Here is a 23704-nt window from a genome sequence, read left to right as displayed (position 1 = left end):
CCGCAAAGTGCTTGAGGGGGCCGAGCACGGCGGTCAGGGGACGAAGCGGGCGCCTGCGGCCTCCTCCAGTCCCCAGGCCAGGGCGCGGGCGTGCAACTGCGGCAGGTCGGGCAGCGCGTCGAGGCCGAACCAGCCCACGTCCGTGTTCTCGTCGTCGTTGACGCGTGCCTCGCCGCAGACATAGTCCATCACCATCACCACGTCCAGATACCGCGCCCGGTCCCCGTTCGGGTAGGTCACCTCGTGCGTGGTCCCGACGCCGGCCAGCCGCCGGGGCACGCACGTCACGTTGGTCTCCTCCAGGGTCTCCCGCACGGCGGCCGACGCCGGCTCCTCCCCCGGTTCGATGATCCCGGCGGGCAGCGTCCAGCGTCCGTTGTCCACGCGGCGTACGAGCAGCACCTGCTGGGAGCGCTCCGAGCCGGAGCCGCGCAGGACGACCGCCTTGCACCCGGGCAGCCACAACGGGGCCGTGCCGATGGTCTCACGCAGGGACAGGACGAACTCGGGAGTGGGCATGACCCCACGCTAATCGCTCAGAGGAGCAGCGCCAGCGCGGTCCCGGCGAGCAGGGCCGGCCCGAAGGGCAGGTGCGTGGCCCCGGTGGCACGGCGGGTGACGACCAGTGTCAGCGCCACCACTCCCCCGACCACGAACCCGAGGACGATCGCCGCCAGCAGCTGGTCCCAGCCCACCCATCCCGCGTAGAGCCCCAGCCCGCCGGCCAGCTTGACGTCCCCCATCCCCATGCCGGCACGGCTGATCAGGTGCAACACCAGCAGGAGCACCAGGTAGACCGCGCCGCCGCCGAGCATGGACCAGAAACGGGACCAGCCGTCGTCGTCCGCCAGGCACCCCAGCCCGAGCGTGACCGCACCCGCGGCCGCCAAGGTGCCGGTCCACCGGTTGGGCAGCCGGTGCTCCCGCAGGTCCGTCACGGTCAGCCTGACCGCGCACACCGCGAAGGCCAACAGCCCGGCCACCGCGGCGGTCAGCAGCAGCCAGTTCCCGGCACGGGCTGCTTCGGCCAGGATCGTCGGCATCCCCTCAGCCTAGATCGGCGTGGCGGAAAGCGGGACGCCGCTGGTTACGCTGTGGATATGTCTGATGCCGTGACCGGCCGCGACGCGCTGCGGCCCGCCGAGTTCGAGGTTCCGGGCGAGGGGTCGCTGGTGGACTGGTGGCCCCTGTTCGGCCTCCGGCTCGAGTCCGGCGGGTTGGAGCTGCGCACCGTGCGTGACGGGGACCTGCCGGCACACCTGGCCGCCCTGAACGAGGGCATCCACGGGGCCGTGGGGACGAATCCGTTCGGTCCGAACCGCTGGTCGTCCGCCCCGGCGGAGGACATCGCCCGCAACGCGATGCATGACATCTGGCGCAATCGGGCCGAGACGGACCGGGATCGGTGGACCATCCAGCTGGGCATCTGGGACCACGCCGCCGCGGACCACGAGTGGCGATCCGCCGGCCGGCGGGCCCGCGCGATGGCCCTGGTGCTGGCCTTCGACCATCTGGGCGCGGCCCATGCCACCACCGAGTGCGCGGCGTGGAACCACGGCTCCCGGCGGGTCACGGAGTCGCTGGGCTACGAGCCCCAGGGCTCCTCCGTCCAGGACTGGGGCGGCGAGGCCGTCGAGGTGCTGGGCTACCGTCTCGGCCCCGAGCAGTTCGTCCGCCCGGCGGAGGACGTCACGGTGACCGGAGCGGCGGCTGTCCGCCGCCAGCTCGGCATCGACGGGCGGTAGGATCCGATCCCTAGACTGGGACCATGTCCGATCCCGTCAGACGCCCGTCCTCCCGCCGTCAGGTGGTCGACCGGCTGCGCTCCTACCCCGACTGGGTCCAGCAGGCCCTGCCCGTGCTCGGCCTCGCGCTGCTCCTGTGGGTCCTGGAGTTCATCGACCTGTTCGCGGGCGGCCGGCTCAACCAGTTCGGGATCCAGCCCCTGGACGCCTCGGGACTGCCCGGCATCCTCTTCGCGCCGTTGCTGCACTCGGGGTTCGGCCACCTGATCTCCAACACGGTGCCCCTGCTGGTGATGGGGGCACTCATCGCCTGGCTGACCCGCAAGTGGTGGCTGATCACCGCCGGGATCTGGCTGCTGGGCGGGATCGGCACGTGGCTGATCGGTGGGATCGGGACCAACCACATCGGGGCCTCGGTGATCGTCTACGGCTACGCCGCGTTCCTGGTGGCCTACGGGGTCCTCGCCCGTCGGTTCGCCGCCATCCTGGCCGCCGTGGCGGTGGTGCTGCTCTACGGCGGGATCGTGTGGGGCTTCCTGCCGGTGAATCCCCGCATCTCCTGGCAGGGTCACCTCGCCGGCGCCGCGGCCGGCGTGATCGTGGCCTTCGCCGACACACGGCAGGCCCGGCGGGACTGGCGCGAGCGCCGCGAGAGGCTCGCGAACGGTGGAATATAGCCGTGTCACCCGGACCTCCGCTGGCTAAAGGTCCCGCCAAGAAGGTACAAAAGTCGAATGGTGTGACTTTCCACTAAATGGTAGGCAACACGGCCGTCCCGGAGTATGCTGGGATCGCTTCCATCCGTGCGACACCGACTCAACACGATGAACCGTCAGTGGAAGCAACCAGGCTCCATGGCCTCCATCCCGTTTCTAGGGGCCATGGCTGCGGTGGATCATCCCCGGTCCCCCTCATCCCCCCTCCGCGGGGGCCCGGACGGGTTCACCCCCCAGGGGCCGTTGCACTCCGGTGCAGCGGCCCCTGGTTTCTTCTCGGCAGGTTTCTTCCCGGCGGGGCCGCTCAGATACTGGCGTCCTCCAGCAGCTCCGTGACGAGCGCGGCGATCGGCGAGCGCTCCGAGCGGTTGAGCGTGACGTGTCCGAACAGCGGGTGGCCCTTCAGCGTCTCCACCACCGCCGCGATGCCGTCATGCCGGCCCACCCTCAGGTTGTCGCGCTGCGCCACATCGTGGGTCAACACGATCTTGGAGTTCTGGCCCATGCGGCTCATCACCGTCAGCAGCACGTTCTTCTCCAGGGACTGGGCCTCGTCCACGATCACCCACGAATCGTGCAGGGAGCGGCCGCGGATGTGGGTCAGCGGCAGCACCTCGAGCATGCCGCGGTCCACCACCTCGTCCAGCACCTCGGTGGACACCAGCGCCCCGAGGGTGTCGTACACGGCCTGCCCCCAGGGGTTCATCTTCTCGTTCTCGGAGCCCGGCAGGTAGCCCAGCTCCTGGCCGCCGACGGCGTAGAGGGGGCGGAACACCACGACCTTGCGGTGTTCCCGGCGCTCCATCACGGCCTCGAGTCCGGCGCACAGGGCCAGGGCGGACTTGCCGGTGCCGGCGCGTCCGCCGAGGGAGACGATGCCCACCGAGGGGTCCAGCAGCAGGTCGATGGCCAGCCGCTGCTCGGCCGAGCGCCCGTGCAGACCGAAGACGTCCCGGTCGCCGCGCACCACCTGGGTCTTGCCGTGCCGGTCCACGCGACCCAGCGCCGAGCCGCGGGGCGAGGTGATGACCAGGCCGGTGTTGACGGGCAGGCCCTCGGTCTCGGCCAGGGCCACCGACTCGTGGGCGTACAGGGCGTTGATCTCCTCCTCACCGGCCATGACCTCTGCGGTGCCGGACCAACCGGAGTCCTTGACCAGCTCATTGCGGTACTCGTCCGCCTGCAGTCCCATGGCCGAGGCCTTCACGCGCATCGGCAGGTCCTTGGAGACCACCGTGACGTCCCGGCCCTCGTCCGCGCAGTTCTTGGCCACGGCGAGGATCCGGGAGTCGTTGTCCGTGGAGCGGATGCCGTAGGGCAGCACGTCCACGGAGATGTGGTTGAGCTCCACGCGCAGGGTCCCGCCCTCGGTGCCCAGCGGGATGGTCTTGTCCAGGGAGCCGTGCTCCAGGCGCAGCTCGTCCAGCAGCCGCAGCGCCTTGCGGGCGTAGAAGCCCAGGTCCGGATCGTCCCGTTTCTTCTCCAGCTCGGAGATGACCACGATCGGCAGGATGACCTCGTGCTCGGCGAAGCGCAGGAGGGCCCGCGGATCGGACAGCAGCACGGAGGTGTCCAACAGGTAGGACTTCTCGCCGACGCTGGTCCGTTCGTCAGGCTGGACGGCCGTGGGGGTGTCGGTGGCCGGGATGGTCGTCAGGTGCTCCACAGGGACTCCAGACCGGGGCGCACGCCCCGATGATCGAGGGTGGGTGGGACGGACCGGCCGGGGCCGGGACGGCCCACCGTTGCGACGCTGTCTGGGGTGACGGCATACGGCTTGGCCTTTCCGATCAATCCGCGGGTGCGGATCCGGGACCCGATGGCCCCGGCCGTCCCCGCCGGTGACTGATACCCCCACCGTAGGCCTGCACGGTCGTCTTCCGCAGGAGGTGACCGCCGTTTCCTGTGAACGTCTCGTCAACGGTTCAGGAACCGAAGCGCCGCTGCCGGGAGGAGAAGTCCCGCAGCGCCCGGACGAAGTCGACGCGGCGGAAGTCCGGCCACAGGGCCTCGCAGAAGTAGAACTCGGAGTAGGCGGACTGCCACATCAGGAACCCGGAGAGCCGCTGTTCCCCGGAGGTGCGGATGACCAGGTCCGGGTCGGGCTGGCCGCGGGTGTAGAGGCGGTCCGAGATCTGCTCGTCCGTCAGCTCGCGGGCCACCTCGGCGGCGCCGCGCCCCTCGCCGTCGGCCTCGATGAGCAGCTCCTTGACGGCGTCCACGATCTCCCGGCGCCCGCCGTACCCCACGGCCACGTTCACGTGCAGGCCGTCGGCGTCAGCGGTGCGGGCCTCGAGGTCCGCCAGGGTCCCGGCGAGCCCGGCCGGCAGCAGCTCGGAGGCCCCCACGGCCTGCACGCGCACCCGGTGGCCGTTGGGCAGCCCGTCCCCCAGGCGCCTCAGCGTGGTCCCAATGATCCCGACCAGCTGGGCGAGCTCCTCCGGCGGCCGGCTCATGTTGTCCGTGGAGAGCATGTAGAGGGTAACGACCTTGATGCCGAACTCGTCGCACCAGCCCAGGAACTCGTGGATCTTCTCCGCCCCGGCCTGGTGGCCATCCGCGGTGGTGGCCCCGGAGGCCTTGGCCCACCGGCGGTTGCCATCCAGCACCACACCGATGTGCCGGGGCAGCCGGTCACGCTCGAGTCCGGCCGCCAGCCGGCGCTCATAGAAGCTGTAGAGGACGTTCGGTAGGTGCATGTGCGTCCCCTGTCCGGATCCCGGCGCGGCCGTGCGGCGCGGCCCCGGGCTCGTTGATGTCATCGTCGTCCCTACGGTAGCGAACTGGCCCCGCGCCGACTCATTACCCACGGGTAACACCAAGGAACCAGCCGTATCCTGTTCCCATGGCACCCTTCCCCTCCACCGGTCCCACGGCCTCGGGCAGCTCCACCGTCCCCACCCGCCGCTGGCGCATGGACCGCGTGGTGGACCCGGAGCACCCCGACTTCAAGCCACGGCTACGCGGGTGGAGCCATGCCGCCATGACGCCGCTCGCCCTGGCCGCAGGCATCGTGCTGATCGTCCTGGCCCCCACTCCCGCGCTGACCTGGGCCAGCGCCGTCTATGCCCTGACCGGCCTGCTGCTCTTCGCCGTCTCGGCCACCTACCACCTCGTGCAGTGGTCTCCGCGGGTGGCGATCGTGCTCAAGCGCCTGGACCACACCAACATCATGCTGGTCATCGCCGGCACCTACACCCCACTGGCCCTGGCCATGCTCACCCCGGAGAAGGCGACCGTCCTGCTGGCCGGCGTCTGGATCGGGGCCGTGGCCGGCGTCGCCTTCCGGGTGTTCTGGACCTCGGCCCCGCGCTGGCTCTACACCCCCGTGTACGTGGTCCTGGGACTGGCCGCGCTGATCTACCTGGGTGACTTCTTCGCCGTCAACGCCACCGCCGCCGTGCTGGTCTGCGCCGGCGGCGCCAGCTACATCATCGGCGCGGTGTTCTACGCCCTGAAGCGGCCCAATCCCCACCGCGAGTGGTTCGGCTTCCACGAGCTGTTCCACGTCTTCACCATCGGCGGCTTCGTGTGCCACTACATCGCGATCATGATCGCGGTGCTCCAGGCCTAGCCCTCACCACCCCGAGGCCCGTCCCCCGTGCGGACACAGGCGCTGACGGTGCCCGTGGTTGGATAGGGCCATGCCCGCAGCCGACGCCGATACGCCCACCACGCCCGCCGTCCGGACGGCGCTCGCCCAGCACCCCGCCGGGCGGATCGCCGCCGTGCGGGTGGGGGCGGTGCGCACGGTGCGTTGGCGTGACGCCGACGTGCCAACGGGTGCCTTCAAGGAGCCGGTCGAGGGCCCGGTGAAGCTGGGGGTCACCGGCCTGGCCGGGGACGGGCAGGGCGATACGGTGCACCACGGCGGGCCGGAGAAGGCCGTGATGTGCTACGCCCGGAGCCACTACGCGGCCTGGCGGGCGGACGGGCTCGACCTGCCGGAGGGCGCGCTGTTCGAGAACCTCACGGTGGACGGGCTGACCGAGGCCGAAGTCTGCCTGGCGGACGTGTGGCAGGTGGGGGACGCCGTGCTGCAGGTGAGCCAGTCCCGGCGCCCCTGCTGGAAGCTGTCCTCCCGCTGGGGCGTCCCGGACCTGGCGCGCCGCGTGCAGGCCACGGGACGCACGGGCTGGTACCTGCGGGTGCTGACCCCGGCACCACTGGCCGCCGGACAGCGGATGCGCCTCGTGGACCGGGCGCCGGGTGCCGTGGACCTTGCCGCGCTCTCCCGCGTCATGACCGTGGACAAGGATGATCTGCGCGCCGCCGAGCGGGTCCTCGCCTCCCCCGGGGTCCCCGACTCCTGGCGCAGCGCCCTGCAGCGTCGCCTCGAGCTGCGGCGGGCCGGCCGGATCGATGCCGGCCCGGACGAGGAGGCCCCGGACGAGGACGCGGACCGTCTGGGGCCGTGACCAGGCTCACCCCAGGAATACTTCCTGCCCGAGACGGTGTTTCCCGGATGAACTCTTACCCGTGAAGCATCGATTCGGCGAAGGACCCCATGACCAGCACGGCAACCGGCACGGCAGACAGCATCCGCAGCATCGGCATCCTCGGCGCAGGCCGGGTCGGGGCGGCACTGGCCCGCCGGTCCGTGGCGGCCGGGTATGACGTGCGGATCGCCACCGCCAAGCCCGCCTCGGAGATCTCCCTGCTGGCCGAGATCGTCACGCCCGGCGCCACCGCCGTCGACGCCGCAGAGCTGGCCGGCACCGACCTGACCATCGTGGCGATCCCCCTGCGGAAGTACCGCGACCTGGACCCGGCCCACTTCGCCGGCCGGGCCGTCGTCGACGTCATGAACTACTGGGCCCCCACCGACGGCGAGCAGGCGGACTTCGAGGCCGACCACCGCACCAGCAGCGAGATCGTCCAGGACCACCTCGCCGGGTCCCTGCTGGTCAAGGCCTTCAACCACATCGGCTATCACGACCTCGAGGCCGACCACCGCCCCGCCGGCGCCGCGGACCGCCGCGCGCTCGCCGTGGCCGGGGACCACGAGGAGGTCCGCGGTGCCGTGGCCGGGGTGATCGACCGCCTCGGCTTCGACGCCGTCGACGCCGGCCCGCTCGCCGCCGGGCGTGCCCTGCAGCCGGGCACGGAGATCTTCAACGGCAGCCACTCGGCCGCCCGGCTCCACGGACTTCTGGTCGAGGCCTGCGCCGGGGCGCGGGTCTGACGCGGGATCAGTCGCGGCCGGAGTCCGGGCCCTTAGGCTCCGGGGCCGGGCTGTCCAGGTAGCCCGGGTACCGCTGCTGGAGGCGGGCCTTCTGCAGGTCCAGGTCCGAGGCGGACCGCACCTGCGGGTCCCGTTCCCGCTGGCCCCGGAGCTCGTCCTCGGGCAGGTGGCCCTGGTAGCGCTCCACCAGCATGTCCTCGGCGTCCGCCGAGCGGTACTGCACGCGGCGCACGGAGCGGACCATCAGGCGGATCACCACGATCGCCATGGCCACCATCAGCGCCGTGAAGAGGAAGCCCTCGATCCCGGGGGTGACGTCGGCCTGCTCCAGCCCGGGCCGCAGCGTCGGATCCCCCACGCCCGGCACCGGCTGCTCCGACGCACCGGCACTGGGGCTCGGGGCGGCGGAGGGGGACACGGCAAGCGGGAGGAAGGCGATCACGGTAGCCCAGTCTACCGGGGCGCCCCGGTGGACCGGTCGATCAACGCAGCCCGGTGAACAGGTCCGTCTCCGGCAGCGTGGTCTCCACCCGCGAATCGATCAGGACGTAGTCCTCCCACGGCCAGGTCTGCCGCTGCCGGGCGTTCGGGGTCGAGAAGAAGTGCCCCGTGGGGTCGATCTGGGTGCGGTGGGCCCGCAGCGCGTTGTCCCGCTGCTCGAAGTAGTCAGCCACATGGATCTGCGTGGTGACCTGGTGGTTCGTGAGCCTGAAGCGGACCGGGGCGGTCGCGCCCTCTGACTGCTCCCCGGCCTCGCCCCGCTCGGCGCGCTCCTGCTCCTCCTGGAGCTTCCGGAACCACTCCAGCCGCTCCACGTAGGGCGACTCCTCGCCGGCGGAGAGGTAGGCCTCGTGCAGCGCCTGGTACTTGGCCGGGTTGAAGGCCCGGTCATAGTAGAGCTTGGAGACCGTCCAGGCCTCGCCCGTGCCGGGGTACCGCTCCGGGTCGCCGGCGGCTCGGTAGGCCTCCACCGTGATCTCATGGGACTTGATGTGGTCGGGGTGCGGGTAGCCGCCGATCTCGTCGTAGCTGATCAGCACGTGCGGGCGGAACTCGCGGATCACCCGGACCAACGGCGCCGCGGTCTGCTCCAGGGGCAGCGTCCCGAAGCTGCCGAACGGCAGCGGCGGCAACGGATCACCCTCCGGGAGTCCCGAGTCCATGAAGCCCAGCCACCGGTGCTCGATCCCGAGCGCGGCCCCGGCCTCCTGCATCTCCGTGCGCCGGACGCCGGTGATGTCCCGGTCCAGCCGCACGGTGTCCCCGTAACCGGGGTTGAGCAGGTCACCTCGTTCGCCGCCGGTGCACGTGACCACCATGACCTCGGCGCCGGCGGCCTCGTAGGCGGCCATCATGGCGGCGCCCTTGGAGGACTCGTCATCCGGGTGCGCGTGGACGGCCATGAGCCGCAGCCCGCCGGAGGCCGGGACACCGTGGGCCTCGGGGGCCGTGTGGTGCTCCTCGGGATCCAGGGAACCGTACGTGGTCTGCCCCACGGAGACTCCGAACTCCGGCGCGGCCGGATCGGTCGACCCGGTCGGCTGGCCGAGATCATCAGGGGAGGAAGGGCTGTTCACGTGGCCTCGATTGCTGTGCGGTCCGGTGGGCGCCGGCGGGATACCATGGGATGACATGACTTCCACATCCCAGTCGTCGGCTGACCCTGTGCCGAGTGACAGCCTAGCGAACCGGTACGGGCGCCCCCAAAGCGCGGGCCCGTACTTCCTGAGGGGTCGCGGCAGATGGGTCGCCGTCATCGCCCTCGTGCTGGCGGTCGCCGTCACGTTCTGGTTCGCGGCCTCCTCGCACAGCCGGACCCTGGACTGGAAGGACGTGGGGTTCACCATCGACTCCCCCACCCAGGCCTCCGTGACGTTCCAGCTGACCAAGGAGCCCCAGGACACGGTGCAGTGCGCCGTCCAGGTGCTTTCCCCGGAGTTCGCGGTGGTGGGCTGGCGCACCGTCACCATCGGGCCGGAGGCGCCCTCAGAGGACTCCCTCCCCTCCGACCGGACGGTCATGTATGACGTCGACCTCCGCACCGACGCCCTCGGCACCAACGGCGGCGTGAACGACTGCTGGTTCCCGGAGGACGGCTAATACCGGCCCACCGGCCCGAGGAGACGCGGCAGACCGAGCCGGCCGGGCCGGCGTCGTGACGGGGTGTTACCTGCGTCACCGCGGGAATGACGTATCTGAAGCATTTCCGTTAGAATGGAGGCTCAGTACGTTGTCACCCCGCCTGCCGGGGGTCGCCCACACCGAGCCGGGCGGCTCCGCTGGCGGGGTTCTTGCATGGTCGCCCCACGGGCCGCACTCCGCGGCACAGCGTCATGCACGCGGCGACGCGGCGGCCCGCACGGTCCCGCGCCACCGTTGACCAGCAGATTGAAGGAGATTTCGCGTCCATGAGCACCACCGACAACGCTCCCTGGCTGACCCAGGAGGCCTACGACCGCCTGAAGCAGGAACTGGATCACCTCTCCGGACCGGGGCGCCAGGAGATCATCGACCGCATCGAGCAGGCCCGCGAGGAGGGCGACCTCAAGGAGAACGGCGGATACCACGCCGCCCGTGAGGAGCAGTCCAAGAACGAGGGCCGCATCATCGAGCTCAAGCACCTGCTCGAGACCGCCCAGGTCGGCGCCGCCCCGGAGGACAACGGGATCGTGGAGCCCGGCATGGTCGTGGAGGCCAAGATCGCCGGTGACCTGGAGACCTTCCTGTTCGGCAACCGCGAGATCGCCGATGACAAGGACTCCATCACCGTGTACTCCGAGCGGTCCCCGCTCGGCGCGGCGATCCACGGCGCCAAGGTGGGCGACCAGCTCAGCTACGCCGCCCCGAACGGCAAGGACATCGCGGTGGAGATCGTGGGCGCCAAGCCCTACAAGGCCTGATCGGCTGGCTCGGCCTCCACAGCACCGCACGACGACGGCGCACCGGTACCGCCGGTGCGCCGTCGTCTCGCGGGGGTGGGCTTGCTAGGTTGAGGACATGCTCATCGTCGAAGAGATGTTCCTGTTGCTCAGCCAGGACAATGCCATCAGCGACCGCGCCCACCGCTACCGCCGCTACGGGCTCGCGGCCGCCGCCCTCGCCGATCTGGCGGACACCGGCGTCGTCCAGATCGCGGACGCCGGCACCCCGGGAGGGGAACCGAAGGTCACCGTGGTCAAGGCCGGGATGACCGGCCGCGCCCCGCTGGATGCCCTCCTGCCGGCCCTCGACGGGCTCTCGGGGAAGAAGATCTCCGCACTCGTCGCCCACGCGAAGCTGGACCCCGAACAGGCCACCGGCCAGGAACTCGCCCGTCAGGGGATCGTCCGGGAGGAGTCCTCGTTCCTCGGCGGCTCCTCATTCCTGACCGTCAATCCGGCCCCGGCGATCGCGCTGCGCGAGCGGCTCGGCCAGGTCCTGTCCGGAGATCGCGAGCCCACCCCGGCTGAATCCACCGAACTCGGCCTGCTCAAGGCCCTGAACGTGGCCCACGGCGTGCTGGGACCAGCCCGCGGGGACCTGGACCGGCGCGGGCTGTCCCGGCGCATCGACGCCGTGGCCCAGGGGATCCCGGTGGTGGAGGCCGTGCAGCGGGTCGTGGACCCGATCACCGCGTCCACCATGACCGTGACCACGGCGGCGGGGTCGGCCCGCGCGACCTGACAGACCGGCCCAGTCCTCCACACCTGGCCGATGACCGCCGGTTGCCCACCGCTCGGCCCCTTCTGGACCCGGCGCGGCGGCCACGCCGCAACCTCTACTGGCGGCCCGGACTGGCGGCGTAGGGCGGCCCGATGTGGAGGCGTAGAGGCGGCTAGTGCTGCACCACGGGCTGATACCCGGAGGAGCGCAGCCGCCCGAGCACCTGCTCGGAGTGCTCGCGTCCCTTGGTCTCCATGTCGATCGTGATGGTCACGTCGCCCATGCTCAGGGAACCGCCGATCCGGCTGTGGTCCACGCGGGTGACGTTCGCGTCCGTCTCCGAGATGATCCGGGAGATGTTGGACAGCTCGCCGGGACGGTCCCGCAGGGACATCTTCACGGTCAGGTAGCGCCCGCCGGCGGCCAGTCCGGACTGGATGACCTTGAGCATGAGCATCGGGTCCACGTTGCCTCCGGAGAGCAGGGCCACGGTGTGCTTGGACTCGATCCCGAGTTCGGCCAGCTTTCCCTCCAGGAGGGCGGCCACGCCCACCACGCCGGCGGGCTCCACCACCATCTTGGAGCGCTCCAGCAGGAAGACCAGGGCGTTGGCGATCGCGTCCTCGGAGACCGTCACCACCCCGTCCACGAGTTCCTTGATGATCTGGAACGGGATCTGCCCGGGCTTGCCCACGGCGATGCCGTCCGCGATGGTCGAGACGTGGGTCAGCGGCACCACGGCGTCCGCGGCCAGGGACGGCGGGTAGGCCGCCGCGTTCTCCGCCTGCACGCCGATGATGTTGATGTGCCGGCCCTGCCGGCGGGCCATCTCCTTCACGGCCACGGCCACGCCGGCGAGCAGGCCGCCCCCGCCGATGCCCATCACCAGCGTGTCCACCTCCGGGTCCTGCTCGAGGATCTCCAGGCCGATGGTTCCCTGCCCGGCCACCACGTCGGCGTTGTCGAACGGGTGGATGAACACGGAACCGGACTCCTCCGCGAAGCGCTGGGCCTCCGCGAGAGCCTCGTCCACGTTGTTGCCGTAGAGCACCACCTCGGCGCCGTGGTCCTTGGTGGCCTGCAGCTTGGGCAGGGCCACTCCGCGCGGCATGAAGATGGTGGCCTTGATCCCCAGCTTGGAGGCCGCCAGGGCCACGCCCTGGGCGTGGTTGCCGGCGGAGGCTGCCACCACCCCGCTCGAGCGCTCCTGCGGCGTCAGCTTCGCCATCCTCACGTAGGCGCCACGGACCTTGAAGGACCCGGCGCGCTGCAGGTTCTCGCACTTCAGGTGCACCACGGAGCCCGTCAGCCGGCCCAGCGCCCGGGAATGGTCCAGAGGGGTGCGGACGATCACGCCGTCCAGCAGCCGGCGGGCCTGCTCGATGTCCGTCAGGGTGACAGAGAGGTCCGAGCGGTCCGCGGGGGTGCCGGCCGATTCCGTGATGGGATCGGCGCTGCTGGGGGGCGTGGTGGTCACGGGGTTCCTCCGTCCTGGTCCGGCCGTCGGCCGGAGTGGTCCATCCCCGTATTGTCCTCCCCCGCGGTGGACGTGTCGCGAAGATTGCCCGGGGCGCCGTCCTCGGCGACCGGACCCACGTCGGTGACCGGGCCGGCGTCGTGGTCCTTGCGGGCGGGGACCTGCGAGCGCTTGAGCTCGCGGCGCGCCCGCCGCCGTTGGCGGACCGAGGTGCCCTCCATCCCCTGCTGGCCGGGCCGGAACCCGGCCGGTCCGCTGGCGGCGGCCCGGCGGACCACGCCGTCGAGGGTCTCGTAGGCACGGCCCCACGGGCCCTCCAGGCTGGCGGCGCGGTCCTTGAGCCGGGTGTCGCGGTAGTCGGCGGTACCGGCCGGCGCCGGTTCGCCCTCGAGCCACGGCTTGGCCTGGAAGTACTTGATGGTGGAGTTCAGGAAGGCCATCACCGGCACCGCGAAGATCGCGCCGACCAGGCCCAGCACGGCGGTACCGCCGGCGACGGCAAGGAACACGGCCAGCGGGTGGAGGCTGACCGCACGGCCCATCACGAGCGGCTGCAGCACGTTGCCCTCGATCTGCTGCACGAGCAGCACCACGCCCAGCATGATCAGGGCGTTCACCCAGCCATTGGCCACGAGCGCCAGCAGCACGGCCACCGCGCCGGTCAGGAAGGCGCCGACCAGCGGGATGAAGGAGCCGAAGAACACCAGCACGCCCAGGGGCAGGGCGAGCGGGACCCCGAGGATCCAGGCGCCCGCCCCGATGCCGACGGCGTCCACGAACGCCACGAAGATCTGGACCCGGACGTAGCTGCCGAGGGAGCCCCAGCCGACCTGGCCGGCGCCGTCGATGGCCTCCCGATGGCGGCGCGGCACGAAGTTCAGGCAGAAGTGCCAGATCCCCTTGCCGTCGAAGAGGAAGAAGATCAGGGCGAAGACCACCAGGACCGTGCCCGCGGCGATGTTCCCGGCCGTGGACCCGAAACCGAGGGCGCCGGAGACGATGGTCTGGCTGTTGTTGCGCACCGCCTCCGTGAGGTCGCCGGCGATGTCGTTCCACTGGTCCGTGGTGACCCCCAGGGACTCCAGCCAGCCGACGATCCCCTGGACGCCGACCACGATCTGGTCCCGCATGTCCGTGAACCCCACGGCGAGCTGCTGGCCCACGAGGGTCAGCAGGCCGAGGACCACGAGGATGAAGCCGAGGATGATCGCCGTGACGGACAGGCCCCGCGGCACGCCCCACCGCACGAAGCGCCGGTGGATCGGCGAGAGCAGGGTGGCCAGCAGGGCGGCGATGATCAGGGGAATGACCAGGATGGAGACGTGGCTGAGCAACCAGATGCCGGCGCCGGCCATGGCCAGCACCAGCAGGACGCGCCAGGACCAGGCGGCGGCCACGGTCAGGCCGTAGGGCACGTCCGCGGCCACGCGGTCCGCCTCCTGTGCTGCGCTCAGGACCGGTTCCGAGGGCAGAGCGTCGGGGGCCAGGGTCTCAGAGGCCACGGCATCCGATGCCGGAACGCTCGCTGCCGGGCCGCCCGGGACGCCGGGCTGGGGGCTCGTGGTCAACGCGCTGCCTCCTGTCGATCTGGTCGGTGGGCCGTCAACGCCCCGGTGATCCCCCAGGACGCCGACAACGACTCCCCCGGGCCGATCCACTCCAGGCCGCTGCCGCTGTTCAGGGCGTCGGCCGGCGCCGTCATCGGCTCCACGGCGAGGGCCCGGTGGCGGCCGGGGAACCGGTCCGTGACGAAGACGTGGACGTAGCCGAAGGCAGGCTCGGCCCAGAGCTCCACGGTACGCCCATCCGGCGCCGCGAGCCGGTGGTGGTTCCGTCCGTCCGCTTCCGGGGCCAGGTCCGTGAACGCGGCGTCCAGCAGCTCGGTGCCAACCCGGCGGCCGGCCCGGAAGTCCCCGTCCGTGCCGTGCACCGGCCGCGATCCCGTGGGGATCAGCAGCTCGTCCGTGACGATCCGGGTGGCCGCGGACAGGGTGAGCGTGAGTTCCTCGCTGGGCACCTCGCCGAGGCGCAGGAAGGGGTGGGCGCCGAAGGCGGCCGGCGCGGGCCGCGTCCCGCGGTTGGTGAGCCGCTGGCGGACCGTGAGGGAGCCGGCGTCGTCCAGGGTGTACGCCACCTCGTGGGTGAGGCGGAACGGGTAGCCGTGCTGGGGGTGGATCTCCCCGCGCAGCACCACCTCGCGCGCGGAGTGGGCGGTGGCCACGAACGCGGTGTTGCGCAACAGTCCGTGGCTGGCGTGGCCGCGGGAAGGCTCGGTGATATCGAGCTGCTGGACGGCGCCGTCCAGCGCCCAGCGCCCGTCCCGCACCCGGTTGGGCCACGGGGAGAGCTGGATCCCGCATGCGGCCGGCGGCAGCTCGTCCGGCCCGAAGCTCTCCACGAGGGCGGTGCCGGCCAGCTCGTAGTGGCGCAGGGCGCCGGCCAGCGAGGTGACGGTGGCCTCGGCTCCACCGTGGCGCAGATCGTACTGCGTCCCGGTGGCTGCGGGGCCACCGAAGTCGGGTGCGGTCATGGACGTGGCTCCTCGGTCAGGGGCAGTGGTTGGGACCATTCAACCGCACGGGGAAAGCGCCACGGCCGGCCCCGCGCCGGAGCTTCCGGTGCGGGGCCGGCCGTGGGCCGGTGGGTGTCAGTCGCTGCCGCGCAGGATGGCGAGGATCCGCAGGATCTCGACGTAGAGCCACACGAGGGTGACCGTCAGGCCGAAGGCGGCGGACCAGGAGTACTTCTGCGGGGCGCCGGACTTCACGCCCTGGGTGATGGCGGTGAAGTCCATGACCAGGGAGAACGCGGCCAGGAAGACGGCGAGCAGGCCGATGCCCAGGCCCAGCAGCGGGAACTCGCCGCGCAGGCCGAACATGGCGTCCGTGACGCCGAAGAGCATGAGGAACAGGTTGACCAGCGAGAACGCGGCGTAGCCGATCATCGCGACCATGAAGATCTTCACGGACTTGGCGGAGACGCGCCACTTCCCGGAGGCGAACAGCGCCAGGGTCACGGCGAAGACGCACAGGGTGGCCAGCACGGCCTGCACGGCGATGCCCGGCCACATCTGCTCGAAGACGCCGGAGATGCCGCCGAGGAACAACCCCTGGGCGGCGGCGTAGATCAGGATCAGCGCGGGCGAGGGCTCACGCTTGAAGGCGTTGACGAGGCCCAGGACCAAGCCGACGATGGCACCGGGAAGCATCAGGGCCGGCATGTTCCAGCCGACGGCGGCACCGGCCACCACGAGCAGCAACGTGAAGACGGTCTTGCCGATCACGTCGTTGTAGCTCATCCGGCCGGTGTCACCCGGGCCGGCGGCAGGCTCGCGGTAGGACTGCTCCAGCTGGGCCAGCTGCTCCGGCGTGTACTGCTGCTGCTGTCCGTACTGCGGCTGGGCCTGCTGCTGCCCCTGGGCACCCCCCTGGTACCAGCCGGGTGCCTGGGTGGCGGTGCGTCCGTCACCGGAGTGCATCTGCTCCTGGAAGTTCTTGCTGTTGAAGACGGGGTTGGCCACGGGCCATCTCCTCTGTTGGTGGCGTGCAGTCCACTTCGCGTCGGTCCGGCCCGGAAATCCGGCCTGGACCTGCAGTGGGGGCTGGGACGAGTATATCCGGCCTGGCTGAGAATCAACCCGGAACGGCCACCCTGTCCCGCCGGTCCGCGCTCGGCTGAAAGCCGGGCAGGGGTCGGCGGTGCGGCCGGCAGTACCCCCAGTGGGACTCGAACCCACAACACAGAGATTTTAAGTCTCCCGCCTCTGCCAATTGGGCTATGGGGGCTGGATCCGACGGCGGCCCGGAACCCTTCAAGGGTACCGGGCCGCCATGGGGTCGGAGCTGACGTGGAGACCTACTTCGAGGCCTTCGCGGACTCCAGCACCTTCGGGTTGTCGAAGCGGCCCGGCTTCAGCTCGCCGCCGGCCGCCTCGAGGAACGGGTTGTGCGGGTTCTCGAGGCCTTCGATCGGTGTGGTGTCCCGGCCGAAGACGAGCGAGAGGACCCAGTCGGAGACCACGCGAGCCTTGCGCTCGTACGTGGGCATGGCCAGGCCGTGGTAGCCACGGTGGGCCATCCACGCGGGGACGCCGCTGAGCTTGAGGCCCATCGGGTTGCCGACGCCCTTGCCGAAGCCGAGGCCGGCCACGGCCCCGAGGGACTTGTGGACGTACTCCTCCACGGCGCCCTCGCCGAAGCGGACGGCCAGGAGGTTGGCGGCCAGGCGGCGGGCCTGGCGCACGGCGTGCTGGGCGTTGGGGACGCAGTGCCCACCGGGGCCGTCGCCGGTCAGGTCCGGCACGGCGCACACGTCGCCGGCGCCCCAGGCGCCCTCGAGGACGCCGCCGGTGCCGTCGGAGATCTGCAGGGTCGGGGTGACCTCGATGCGACCGCGCTGCTCGACCGGGAAGTCGGTCTGCTTGGCCACGGCATTGGCGGCCACGCCGGCGGTCCACACGAGGGTGTCGGCCTCGAAGGAACCGGCGTCGGACTTGTCCTGCATGTTGACGAGCTTCAGGACGCCGCCCTCGGCGCCGGCCAGCGAGGTGTTCAGCAGCACCTCGATGCCGCGGGACTTCAGGTGCTCGACGACCTCGACGGCCTGGTCCTCGCCGACCTCCGGCATGATCTTGCCCATGGCCTCGATCAGGACGATGCGGGCGTCCGACTGGGCCAGGCGGGGGTTCTTCTTGATGACGGACCGGATGAGGTCCTCCATCTCGGAGATGGTCTCGACGCCGTTGAAGCCGCCGCCGACGACAGCGAAGGTCAGGGCGCGGGAGCGGGCCGCGGCGTCGGTCATGGTGGAGGCGGCCTCGAGGCGGTCCAGGATCTGGTTCCGCAGCTGCACGGCCTCCTGCACGGTCTTCATGCCGATGCCGGCCTCGCCCAGACCCGGGATCGGGAACACGCGGGTGGTGGCACCGGCGGTCATGACGACGTCCTGGTACGGGATCTCGAACTCGGCGCCGTCCTGCGTCTGGACCGTGGCGGTCTTCCGGGCGTGCTCGACCTTGATGACCTTGCCCTGGACGACCTCGGTGCGCTTGAGGTGGGTGCGGTGGTCCACCACGATGTGGCGCGGCTCGATGTTCCCGCCGACGACCTCCGGCAGGAACGGCTGGTAGGTCATGTACGGGTTCGGGTCCACGAGGGTGACGACGCCGCCACGCTCCTTGACCTTCTTCTCCAGGTTCTTGGCGACGTACAGGCCGGCGTAACCGCCGCCGACGATCAGGACACGGGGCTTCGGGGACAGCTGCGGAGTGGTTGCCATGCCCCCACCCTAAACCCGCACCCCCTACTTCGTGAAACTTGTCACAAAGTCACAATCTCCGGGTCCTGCGCTGCCGCAGGTACAGGACCACGGCGGTGGCCGCCAGCCCCGCCGCCACCACGCCGGTGCCGATCACCAGCGCCGGCTGCAGACCCGGCGCCGGATCCCGGGCCTCCCCCGCCTGCGGCAGGTCCGTGGGCAGCGGATCCGGGGACGACGCCGGCCCGCTCGCCTCCCCGCCGGGCGCGGCAGACGGCGTCGGGGCACCGGAGGACTCGGCGCGGCGGTGCACGCGGATCCAGTCGGCCAGGGTGTCCATCGGGTTGCGGTCCACGGTCCCCACCTCCGCCCCCACGGCAGCGGCGGCGTCGATGATGCCGTGGCCGTAGACCGGGTCCACGCCGGGCACCCCGGCATCCTCGGCGGTGGCCAGGATGCGGTGGATGACCTGGTGGGCGGGCATCTCCGGGTGGGCCGAGCGGATCAGCGCCGCCAGCCCGGCCACGAGCGGCGCGGCCCCGGACGTGCCGGCCCACTGGCGCCAGTCACCACCCGGCACCGCGCCGACCAGCGGCTCGGCCGGGGCGGCCACCCCGATCGAGATGCCCTCGGTGGAGGAGTCCCAGCTCGCCGTGCCGTCCGCGTTGAGGCCCGCCACGGTCAGCACGCCGGGAATCGTGGCCGGCGCCCCCGCGGTCAGGGTGCCCGAGGCGCGGTTGCCCGCGGCTGCCACCACCACCACGTCGTTCTGCTCGGCGTGCAGGAAGGCCCGGTCCCAGCTCTCCGGCCAGTCCTGGCGGGTGGAGCCCAGGGACATGTTGATGACGTCCGCCCCGTGGTCCACGGCCCACGTCACGGCCCGGGCGATCTGGTCCTCCGCCGTGGGACCGTCCGGGCCCTGGGCCCCGAGGTTCACGGAGACGGACAGCAGCTCCGCCTGCGGCGCCACCCCGACGATCCCGTCCGGTCCGGCCACGCCGTCCACGCCTCCCGCCGCGGCCTCGCTGCCCGAGGGGCTCGGCTCGGCCGTGGCGGTGGAATCCGTGGCGCCCGAAGGCAGGGTGGAGGGGACGGGGGTGGCCTTGGCGCTGCGGCGTTCCTCATCGGCCCGGCGCAGCGCGGCCTCGTTGTTGCCGTGGCCGGCCAGCACGGAGGCCACCAGCGTGCCGTGCTCCGCCATCTGGCCCACGGGCTCGGTGCCGGAGGCGTTGCCGGCCCCCGAGACGTCCAGGCCACCGACCACCTGGCCGGTCAGGTCCGGGTGGTCGGCATCGATCCCGGTGTCGATGACGGCCACGGTGACCCCCTCGCCGCGGGTGCTCTCCCAGGCCTGCCTGAAGCCGTAGTCCTCGAGCCAGTACTGCTGGTCACGCCACTCGTCGGCCGTGGCCGCGGGGAGGGCACCCAGCGGGAGGGGTCCCAGCAGCAGGGCGCCCAGCAGCACCGGGGCGGCCGCGGCGGTGGCGGCCCGCAGCCGGTTCATCTCGCCAGGGACAGGGCGATCCCGTCCAGGATGTCGTGCTCGGAGGCGGTGGCGGTGGTGACGGAACCGCCGCCGGACTGCGCCACGCGACGCACGATCATGGACCAGATCAGGGCCCCGGCCCCGATCACGTCCACCCGGCCCGGGTGCATGTACGGCAGGGCGGCCCGCTCCGCGCGGGTGGCCGCGAGCAGCCGCCCGGCGGTGTCCGCGATGACGTCCACGTCCAGCTCGGCACCGTGGATCGCGTCCGGCTCGTAGGCGGTCAACCCCAGCGCGGCGGCGGTCACGGTGGTCACGGAACCGGCCACGCCCACGACGCCGGCCGCCTCCCCCAGCGGGACGCTCGCCTCGACCTCGTCCAGGACGGCCTCCACCTGCTGGACGGCGTCCTCGATCTCGGCGTCGGTGGGCGGATCGGTCCGCAGGTGCCGTTCGGTGAAGCGCACGCAGCCCATCGGCACGCTCACCGCGTGGGTCACGTGGGGGCCTGCGGACGCGGGATCGGAGGGCGAGCCCAGGACGAACTCGGTGGAACCCCCGCCCAGGTCCACCACGAGCACCGGTCCGCCGGCCGTGCGGCCGTGTCCGGTCCCGTCGGCCTGGCCCGCGAAGCGCGGGGCCAGCACGGAGACCGCCCCGGCGAAGGACAGGGCCGCCTCCTCCTCGCCGGAGACGACCTCCGGCTCCACGCCCAGCAGGTCCCGGATGCCGGCGGTGAACTCGGCGGCATTGGCGGCGTCCCGGCTGGCGGAGGTGGCCACGAACCGCACGGACTCGGCCCCATACCGGCGGATCACCGCCGCGTAGTCCTCGGTGGCGGCAAAGGTGCGCTCCATGGCGGCCTCGGACAGCCGCCCCGTGGCATCCACTCCCTCGCCGAGCCGGACGACGCGCATCTCCCGGTGCAGGTCCACGAGCCTCGAAGGCCCCTCCACGCCGTCCGGACCGGACTCGAGGCGGGCCACGAGCAGGCGGATGGAGTTGGTGCCGCAGTCGATCGCGGCCACGGTCCGCACACCGGGAGCCGGTTCCTGCACCGACTTCGGCTTCGGATTCGGCTCCGGCGTCGGCTCCGCAGTCTCGGCCCCCTGCACGGGGTTCTGCTGTCCCGCCAGCCGCTTCACGTGCCGGCTCAGGTCCTTGCTGGGCACGGGGGCCTCCTGGTCCCAGGCGCCGGCGCAGCGGCAGGTCTCCACCGACCACTCGCCGCGGATCAGGTCCAGCGCCTCGTCGCCGAGCGGATTCGCCCCGGGACCGGCGGCCAGCGAGTGTCCCACGAGCACGTGCAGGCATTTGACCCGCTCGGGCATGCCGCCGGCGGAGATCCCGGTGATCTCGGGGACCGGGTCCGTACCGGCCACCCGGCCCACCCGGTCCCGCTCGGCCAGGTAGGCCTCATGGGCGGCACGGTAGCGGGAGGCCAGGTCCTCATCCCGGCCGAGCCGTCCGGTCATCTCCGCCATGGTCCCGGAGGCCTCGAGCCGGGAGACGGCGGCGGTCAGCACGGGGTGCGTGAGGTAGAACGTGGTGGGGAAGGGGATCCCGTTGGACAGCCGCGGGGCCGTGGTGGCCACCAGGGGGTTGCCGCACACACACCGGGCCCCGATCTCGACGACGTCGCGCGCCGGCCGGTTCAGCTGCCGGCTGATGGTGTCCAGATCCTGCTGCGTGGGGGTACGGTCCGGGTTCTGCGTCATGGTCTTGATTGTGCCTCGCCTGGGTGCGGTGGTGCCGTGGGCCGGTGCTCCAGCCTAGTCCGTCCCCGCGCGCACCACGGAGTCCCAGAGGGCATCCGCCCACGGCAGGTCCGGGTTGACCTCACCCGGGCTGGCCGGCGCGGGCACCGGGTCCTCCACGGCCTCATCGCCGCCGATGACCATGTAGGTCTGCTCGCCGGGCATCACGAGGTTGAAGCGTTCGCGGGCCTGCTGCTGGATGTAGGCCGGATCGTCCCAGCGGGCGATCTCGTTCGTGAGCTCCTGTTCCAGCTGGCGCTCCGCGGCGATGTCCTCCCGGACGGAGCGCAGTTCGGCCTGCTGGTCCAGGAACACCCGCAGGGTCGGGGCCAGCAGCACCGCCGCCACGAACAGCACCACGAGGAAGGCCACGGAGCGGCCGGTGAAGTTGCGGGCGGGGACGGGCTCCACCACCGTCGGGGCCTCGGGAGGGGCCTGGGACGCCGGGGAGACCGAGGAGGCCGGTGCCGCCGGCGAGGCCCGGCGTGGGCCGCGGCGGCGCAGCCGGGGGGTGGAACGGCTCAGCAGGGTGCGGCGCGCCTCGGCGCGGCGCTGCTCAGCGGTCAACTCCGGCTTGACGGCCGGCTCCGGGTCAGCGGCCAGCTCCGTCCCGGCCGCGGACTCCGCCTCAGCGGCGTCGGCCCCGGCGGCGTCGGCGGCAACGGTCTCAGGAGTGTCCAGCTCCGCGGCATCGCTCTCCGGGGCGGCCGAGGACGCGTGCCGGGAGGGCGCGGCGTCGAGCGGGATGACCTTCGCGGAGAATCCGCCCACGGTGGGGGACGGGGAACCGCCGCCCTCGAACCGCGGCGAGTGGCCGGCGTCGTACCCGGCATGGCCGGCGACCGGCCGGGAGGAGGCGCCCGCGCCGACCTCCGCGAACCGGCGCTGGGAGGTCTTGGGTACCCGAGGACGACGAGTTGCCACCTGTACCTCCCGCATGCTGATCAGAGACCGACACCTGATGTGAAAACCCGGTAGCCGCCCGGGTCCCTTTGACGATAACGGCTGAACGGCCGGTCGTCGGGGCAGCGCGCCGGGTCCCCAGCACTTTGCGGGCAGAACGCGGCGGTCCGTCCTGCCCGCACCGTGAGGGTGGGGGGGGTAGGGCGTCAGCCGCGGCCGGCGCGCGGGAAGGCCGAGGCGCCCGCGTAGATCGCGGCGTCGCCCAGCTCCTCCTCGATGCGCAGCAGCTGGTTGTACTTGGCCACGCGGTCCGAGCGGGCCGGCGCGCCGGTCTTGATCTGCCCGGCGTTGGTGGCCACGGCCAGGTCCGCGATGAAGGTGTCCTCCGTCTCGCCGGAGCGGTGGGAGATCATGCAATGGAACTGGTGGCGCTGGGCCAGCGAGATCGCGTCGAAGGTCTCGGTCAGCGAACCGATCTGGTTGACCTTCACCAGCAGGGCGTTGCCGGAGGCCTCGTCGATGCCGCGCTGCAGCCGCTCGGGGTTGGTGACGAACAGGTCGTCGCCCACGAGCTGGACCTTCTGGCCGAGGGCGGCGGTGAGGCGGGCCCAGCCCTCCCAGTCGTTCTCGTCCAGCGGGTCCTCGATCGAGACCAGCGGGTAGTTCGCCGCGAGGTCCTCGTAGTACGCGATCATCTCGTCCGCGGTCTTCTGCTCACCCTCGAAGGTGTAGGAGCCGTTCTCGCAGAACTCGGAGGAGGCCACGTCCAGGGCCAGCGCGATCTCCTCGCCGGGGGTGTAGCCGGCGCGGGTGATGGCCTCGGTGATGAGGTCCAGGGCGGCCCGGTTGGTCTCCAGGGACGGGGCGAAGCCGCCCTCATCCCCCAGGCCGGTGCCCAGCTCGCGCTCCTGCAGGACCTTCTTGAGCGTGTGGTAGACCTCGGCGCCCCAGCGCAGGGCCTCGGAGAAGCTCGGGGCGCCGACCGGCACGACCATGAACTCCTGGATGTCCACGTTCGAGTCGGCGTGGGCGCCGCCGTTGAGGATGTTCATCATCGGCACGGGCAGCACGTGGGCGTTCGGCCCGCCCAGGTACTTGAACAGGGACAGGTCCGAGGAGGCGGCGGCGGCGCCGGCCACGGCCAGGGAGACGCCGAGGATGGCATTGGCGCCGAGGGTGGACTTGTTCTCCGTGCCGTCCAGGTCGATCATCAGGGCGTCGATCAGGCGCTGGTCCGTGGCGTCCTCGCCCTCGAGTTCATCCGCGATGGTCTCGATCACGGCGTTGACCGCACCGAGCACGCCCTTGCCGAGGTAGCGCTCCGGATCCCCGTCCCGGCGCTCCACGGCCTCGAACTCGCCGGTGGAGGCGCCCGAGGGCACCGCCGCCCGACCCAACGAGCCGTCCGTCAGCAGGACCTCCACCTCCACGGTGGGGTTGCCGCGGGAATCCAGGATTTCACGGGAATGGATGGCGTCGATCAGGGCCATGTGCGGTCTCCTTTGAAGGGTTCTCTTCGGTGGCGGCGGCGCGGGGT

Annotated in this window: 23 protein-coding genes and 1 tRNA gene; 8 read left to right on the top strand and 16 right to left on the bottom strand. The window is 71.7% G+C overall.

The features are described 5' to 3' along the window. Positions 1-33 precede the first annotated feature (33 nt). A complete protein-coding gene (locus RE421_RS07080) occupies positions 34-519 on the bottom strand; it encodes an NUDIX domain-containing protein (RefSeq protein ID WP_309816467.1) in 486 nt (161 codons plus the stop codon). A gap of 17 nt (positions 520-536) precedes the next feature. Beyond that, a complete protein-coding gene (locus RE421_RS07075) occupies positions 537-1043 on the bottom strand; it encodes a prepilin peptidase (protein WP_309816463.1) in 507 nt (168 codons plus the stop codon). A 57-nt stretch (positions 1044-1100) separates the two neighbouring features. Between RE421_RS07075 and RE421_RS07070 the strand changes: the two genes are divergently transcribed. Both RE421_RS07070 and RE421_RS07065 read left to right on the top strand, forming a co-directional pair. Beyond that, positions 1101-1745 (top strand): N-acetyltransferase, encoded by a 645-nt coding sequence (locus tag RE421_RS07070; RefSeq protein WP_309816460.1) that lies wholly within the window; start codon positions 1101-1103, stop codon positions 1743-1745. A gap of 23 nt (positions 1746-1768) precedes the next feature. Further along, positions 1769-2422, top strand: coding sequence for a rhomboid family intramembrane serine protease (locus RE421_RS07065; protein WP_309816457.1), 654 nt, complete (start codon positions 1769-1771; stop codon positions 2420-2422). 343 nt (positions 2423-2765) lie between these two features. Here the strand turns inward: RE421_RS07065 and RE421_RS07060 are convergent, their stop codons facing one another. Then, positions 2766-4040, bottom strand: coding sequence for a PhoH family protein (locus RE421_RS07060; RefSeq protein WP_309817159.1), 1275 nt, complete (start codon positions 4038-4040; stop codon positions 2766-2768). 346 nt (positions 4041-4386) lie between these two features. Further along, positions 4387-5160, bottom strand: a complete 774-nt coding sequence (locus RE421_RS07055) for an isoprenyl transferase (protein ID WP_309816454.1) — start codon at positions 5158-5160, stop codon at positions 4387-4389. Positions 5161-5306: 146 nt separating this feature from the next. Here RE421_RS07055 and RE421_RS07050 point away from each other — a divergent pair, with 146 nt between their 5' ends. The 3 genes from RE421_RS07050 to RE421_RS07040 all read left to right on the top strand — a co-directional run bounded on the left by RE421_RS07050 (position 5307) and on the right by RE421_RS07040 (position 7646). Continuing rightward, complete coding sequence (locus tag RE421_RS07050; protein ID WP_396134609.1) at positions 5307-6035, top strand: hemolysin III family protein; 729 nt, start codon at positions 5307-5309, stop codon at positions 6033-6035. A gap of 70 nt (positions 6036-6105) precedes the next feature. Then, a complete protein-coding gene (locus tag RE421_RS07045) occupies positions 6106-6879 on the top strand; it encodes an MOSC domain-containing protein (RefSeq protein WP_309816451.1) in 774 nt (257 codons plus the stop codon). 89 nt (positions 6880-6968) lie between these two features. After that, positions 6969-7646 (top strand): NAD(P)-binding domain-containing protein, encoded by a 678-nt coding sequence (locus RE421_RS07040; RefSeq protein WP_309816449.1) that lies wholly within the window; start codon positions 6969-6971, stop codon positions 7644-7646. Positions 7647-7653: 7 nt separating this feature from the next. Here RE421_RS07040 and RE421_RS07035 read toward each other — a convergent pair whose 3' ends face one another. Beyond that, a complete protein-coding gene (locus RE421_RS07035) occupies positions 7654-8088 on the bottom strand; it encodes a hypothetical protein (protein WP_309816446.1) in 435 nt (144 codons plus the stop codon). 40 nt (positions 8089-8128) lie between these two features. After that, positions 8129-9049 (bottom strand): mycothiol conjugate amidase Mca, encoded by a 921-nt coding sequence (mca, locus tag RE421_RS07030; RefSeq protein ID WP_309817154.1) that lies wholly within the window; start codon positions 9047-9049, stop codon positions 8129-8131. Positions 9050-9278: 229 nt separating this feature from the next. Between mca and RE421_RS07025 the strand changes: the two genes are divergently transcribed. The 3 genes from RE421_RS07025 to RE421_RS07015 all read left to right on the top strand — a co-directional run bounded on the left by RE421_RS07025 (position 9279) and on the right by RE421_RS07015 (position 11309). Continuing rightward, the gene (locus tag RE421_RS07025; RefSeq protein WP_309816436.1) at positions 9279-9746 is read left to right on the top strand and encodes a DUF4307 domain-containing protein; all 468 of its coding nucleotides are present in this window, start codon (positions 9279-9281) and stop codon (positions 9744-9746) included. A gap of 308 nt (positions 9747-10054) precedes the next feature. Beyond that, positions 10055-10546, top strand: coding sequence for a transcription elongation factor GreA (gene greA / locus RE421_RS07020; protein WP_309816433.1), 492 nt, complete (start codon positions 10055-10057; stop codon positions 10544-10546). 97 nt (positions 10547-10643) lie between these two features. After that, positions 10644-11309 (top strand): GPP34 family phosphoprotein, encoded by a 666-nt coding sequence (locus tag RE421_RS07015; protein WP_309816428.1) that lies wholly within the window; start codon positions 10644-10646, stop codon positions 11307-11309. Between the two features lie 151 nt (positions 11310-11460). Here the strand turns inward: RE421_RS07015 and ilvA are convergent, their stop codons facing one another. The 10 genes from ilvA to eno all read right to left on the bottom strand — a co-directional run bounded on the left by ilvA (position 11461) and on the right by eno (position 23657). Further along, positions 11461-12732 carry a threonine ammonia-lyase gene (ilvA, locus tag RE421_RS07010; protein WP_309817151.1) on the bottom strand — a complete coding sequence of 424 codons (1272 nt, stop codon included), beginning with the start codon at positions 12730-12732 and terminating at the stop codon, positions 11461-11463. A gap of 29 nt (positions 12733-12761) precedes the next feature. Continuing rightward, on the bottom strand, positions 12762-14267 hold the full coding sequence (locus RE421_RS07005) for an AI-2E family transporter (RefSeq protein ID WP_309816425.1): 1506 nt from the start codon (positions 14265-14267) through the stop codon (positions 12762-12764). A gap of 62 nt (positions 14268-14329) precedes the next feature. Further along, positions 14330-15295: an aldose 1-epimerase family protein gene (locus RE421_RS07000; RefSeq protein WP_309816422.1), complete on the bottom strand. Its 966-nt coding sequence runs from the start codon at positions 15293-15295 to the stop codon at positions 14330-14332. A gap of 117 nt (positions 15296-15412) precedes the next feature. Next, positions 15413-16285: a Bax inhibitor-1/YccA family protein gene (locus RE421_RS06995; RefSeq protein WP_309816418.1), complete on the bottom strand. Its 873-nt coding sequence runs from the start codon at positions 16283-16285 to the stop codon at positions 15413-15415. A gap of 191 nt (positions 16286-16476) precedes the next feature. After that, a tRNA-Leu gene (locus tag RE421_RS06990) sits at positions 16477-16550 on the bottom strand. 70 nt (positions 16551-16620) lie between these two features. Beyond that, positions 16621-18042: an FAD-dependent oxidoreductase gene (locus tag RE421_RS06985; protein ID WP_309816416.1), complete on the bottom strand. Its 1422-nt coding sequence runs from the start codon at positions 18040-18042 to the stop codon at positions 16621-16623. Between the two features lie 49 nt (positions 18043-18091). Next, positions 18092-19525 carry a S8 family serine peptidase gene (locus tag RE421_RS06980; RefSeq protein ID WP_309816414.1) on the bottom strand — a complete coding sequence of 478 codons (1434 nt, stop codon included), beginning with the start codon at positions 19523-19525 and terminating at the stop codon, positions 18092-18094. Continuing rightward, positions 19522-21225, bottom strand: coding sequence for a DUF501 domain-containing protein (locus tag RE421_RS06975; protein WP_309816409.1), 1704 nt, complete (start codon positions 21223-21225; stop codon positions 19522-19524). The genes RE421_RS06980 and RE421_RS06975 overlap by 4 nt, the downstream gene beginning before the upstream one ends. A gap of 54 nt (positions 21226-21279) precedes the next feature. Then, positions 21280-22188, bottom strand: coding sequence for a septum formation initiator family protein (locus RE421_RS06970; RefSeq protein WP_309816406.1), 909 nt, complete (start codon positions 22186-22188; stop codon positions 21280-21282). Positions 22189-22373: 185 nt separating this feature from the next. Continuing rightward, on the bottom strand, positions 22374-23657 hold the full coding sequence (gene eno, locus RE421_RS06965; protein WP_309816402.1) for a phosphopyruvate hydratase: 1284 nt from the start codon (positions 23655-23657) through the stop codon (positions 22374-22376). Between the last annotated feature and the right edge of the window lie 47 nt (positions 23658-23704).

It is taken from the genome of Citricoccus sp. I39-566 (genome assembly GCF_031432995.1).
In the GTDB taxonomy this organism is placed as follows: domain Bacteria; phylum Actinomycetota; class Actinomycetes; order Actinomycetales; family Micrococcaceae; genus Citricoccus; species Citricoccus nitrophenolicus_A.
The sequence above is the reverse complement of the archived record's forward strand: the minus strand, read 5'-3'. Positions and strand labels throughout refer to the sequence as shown.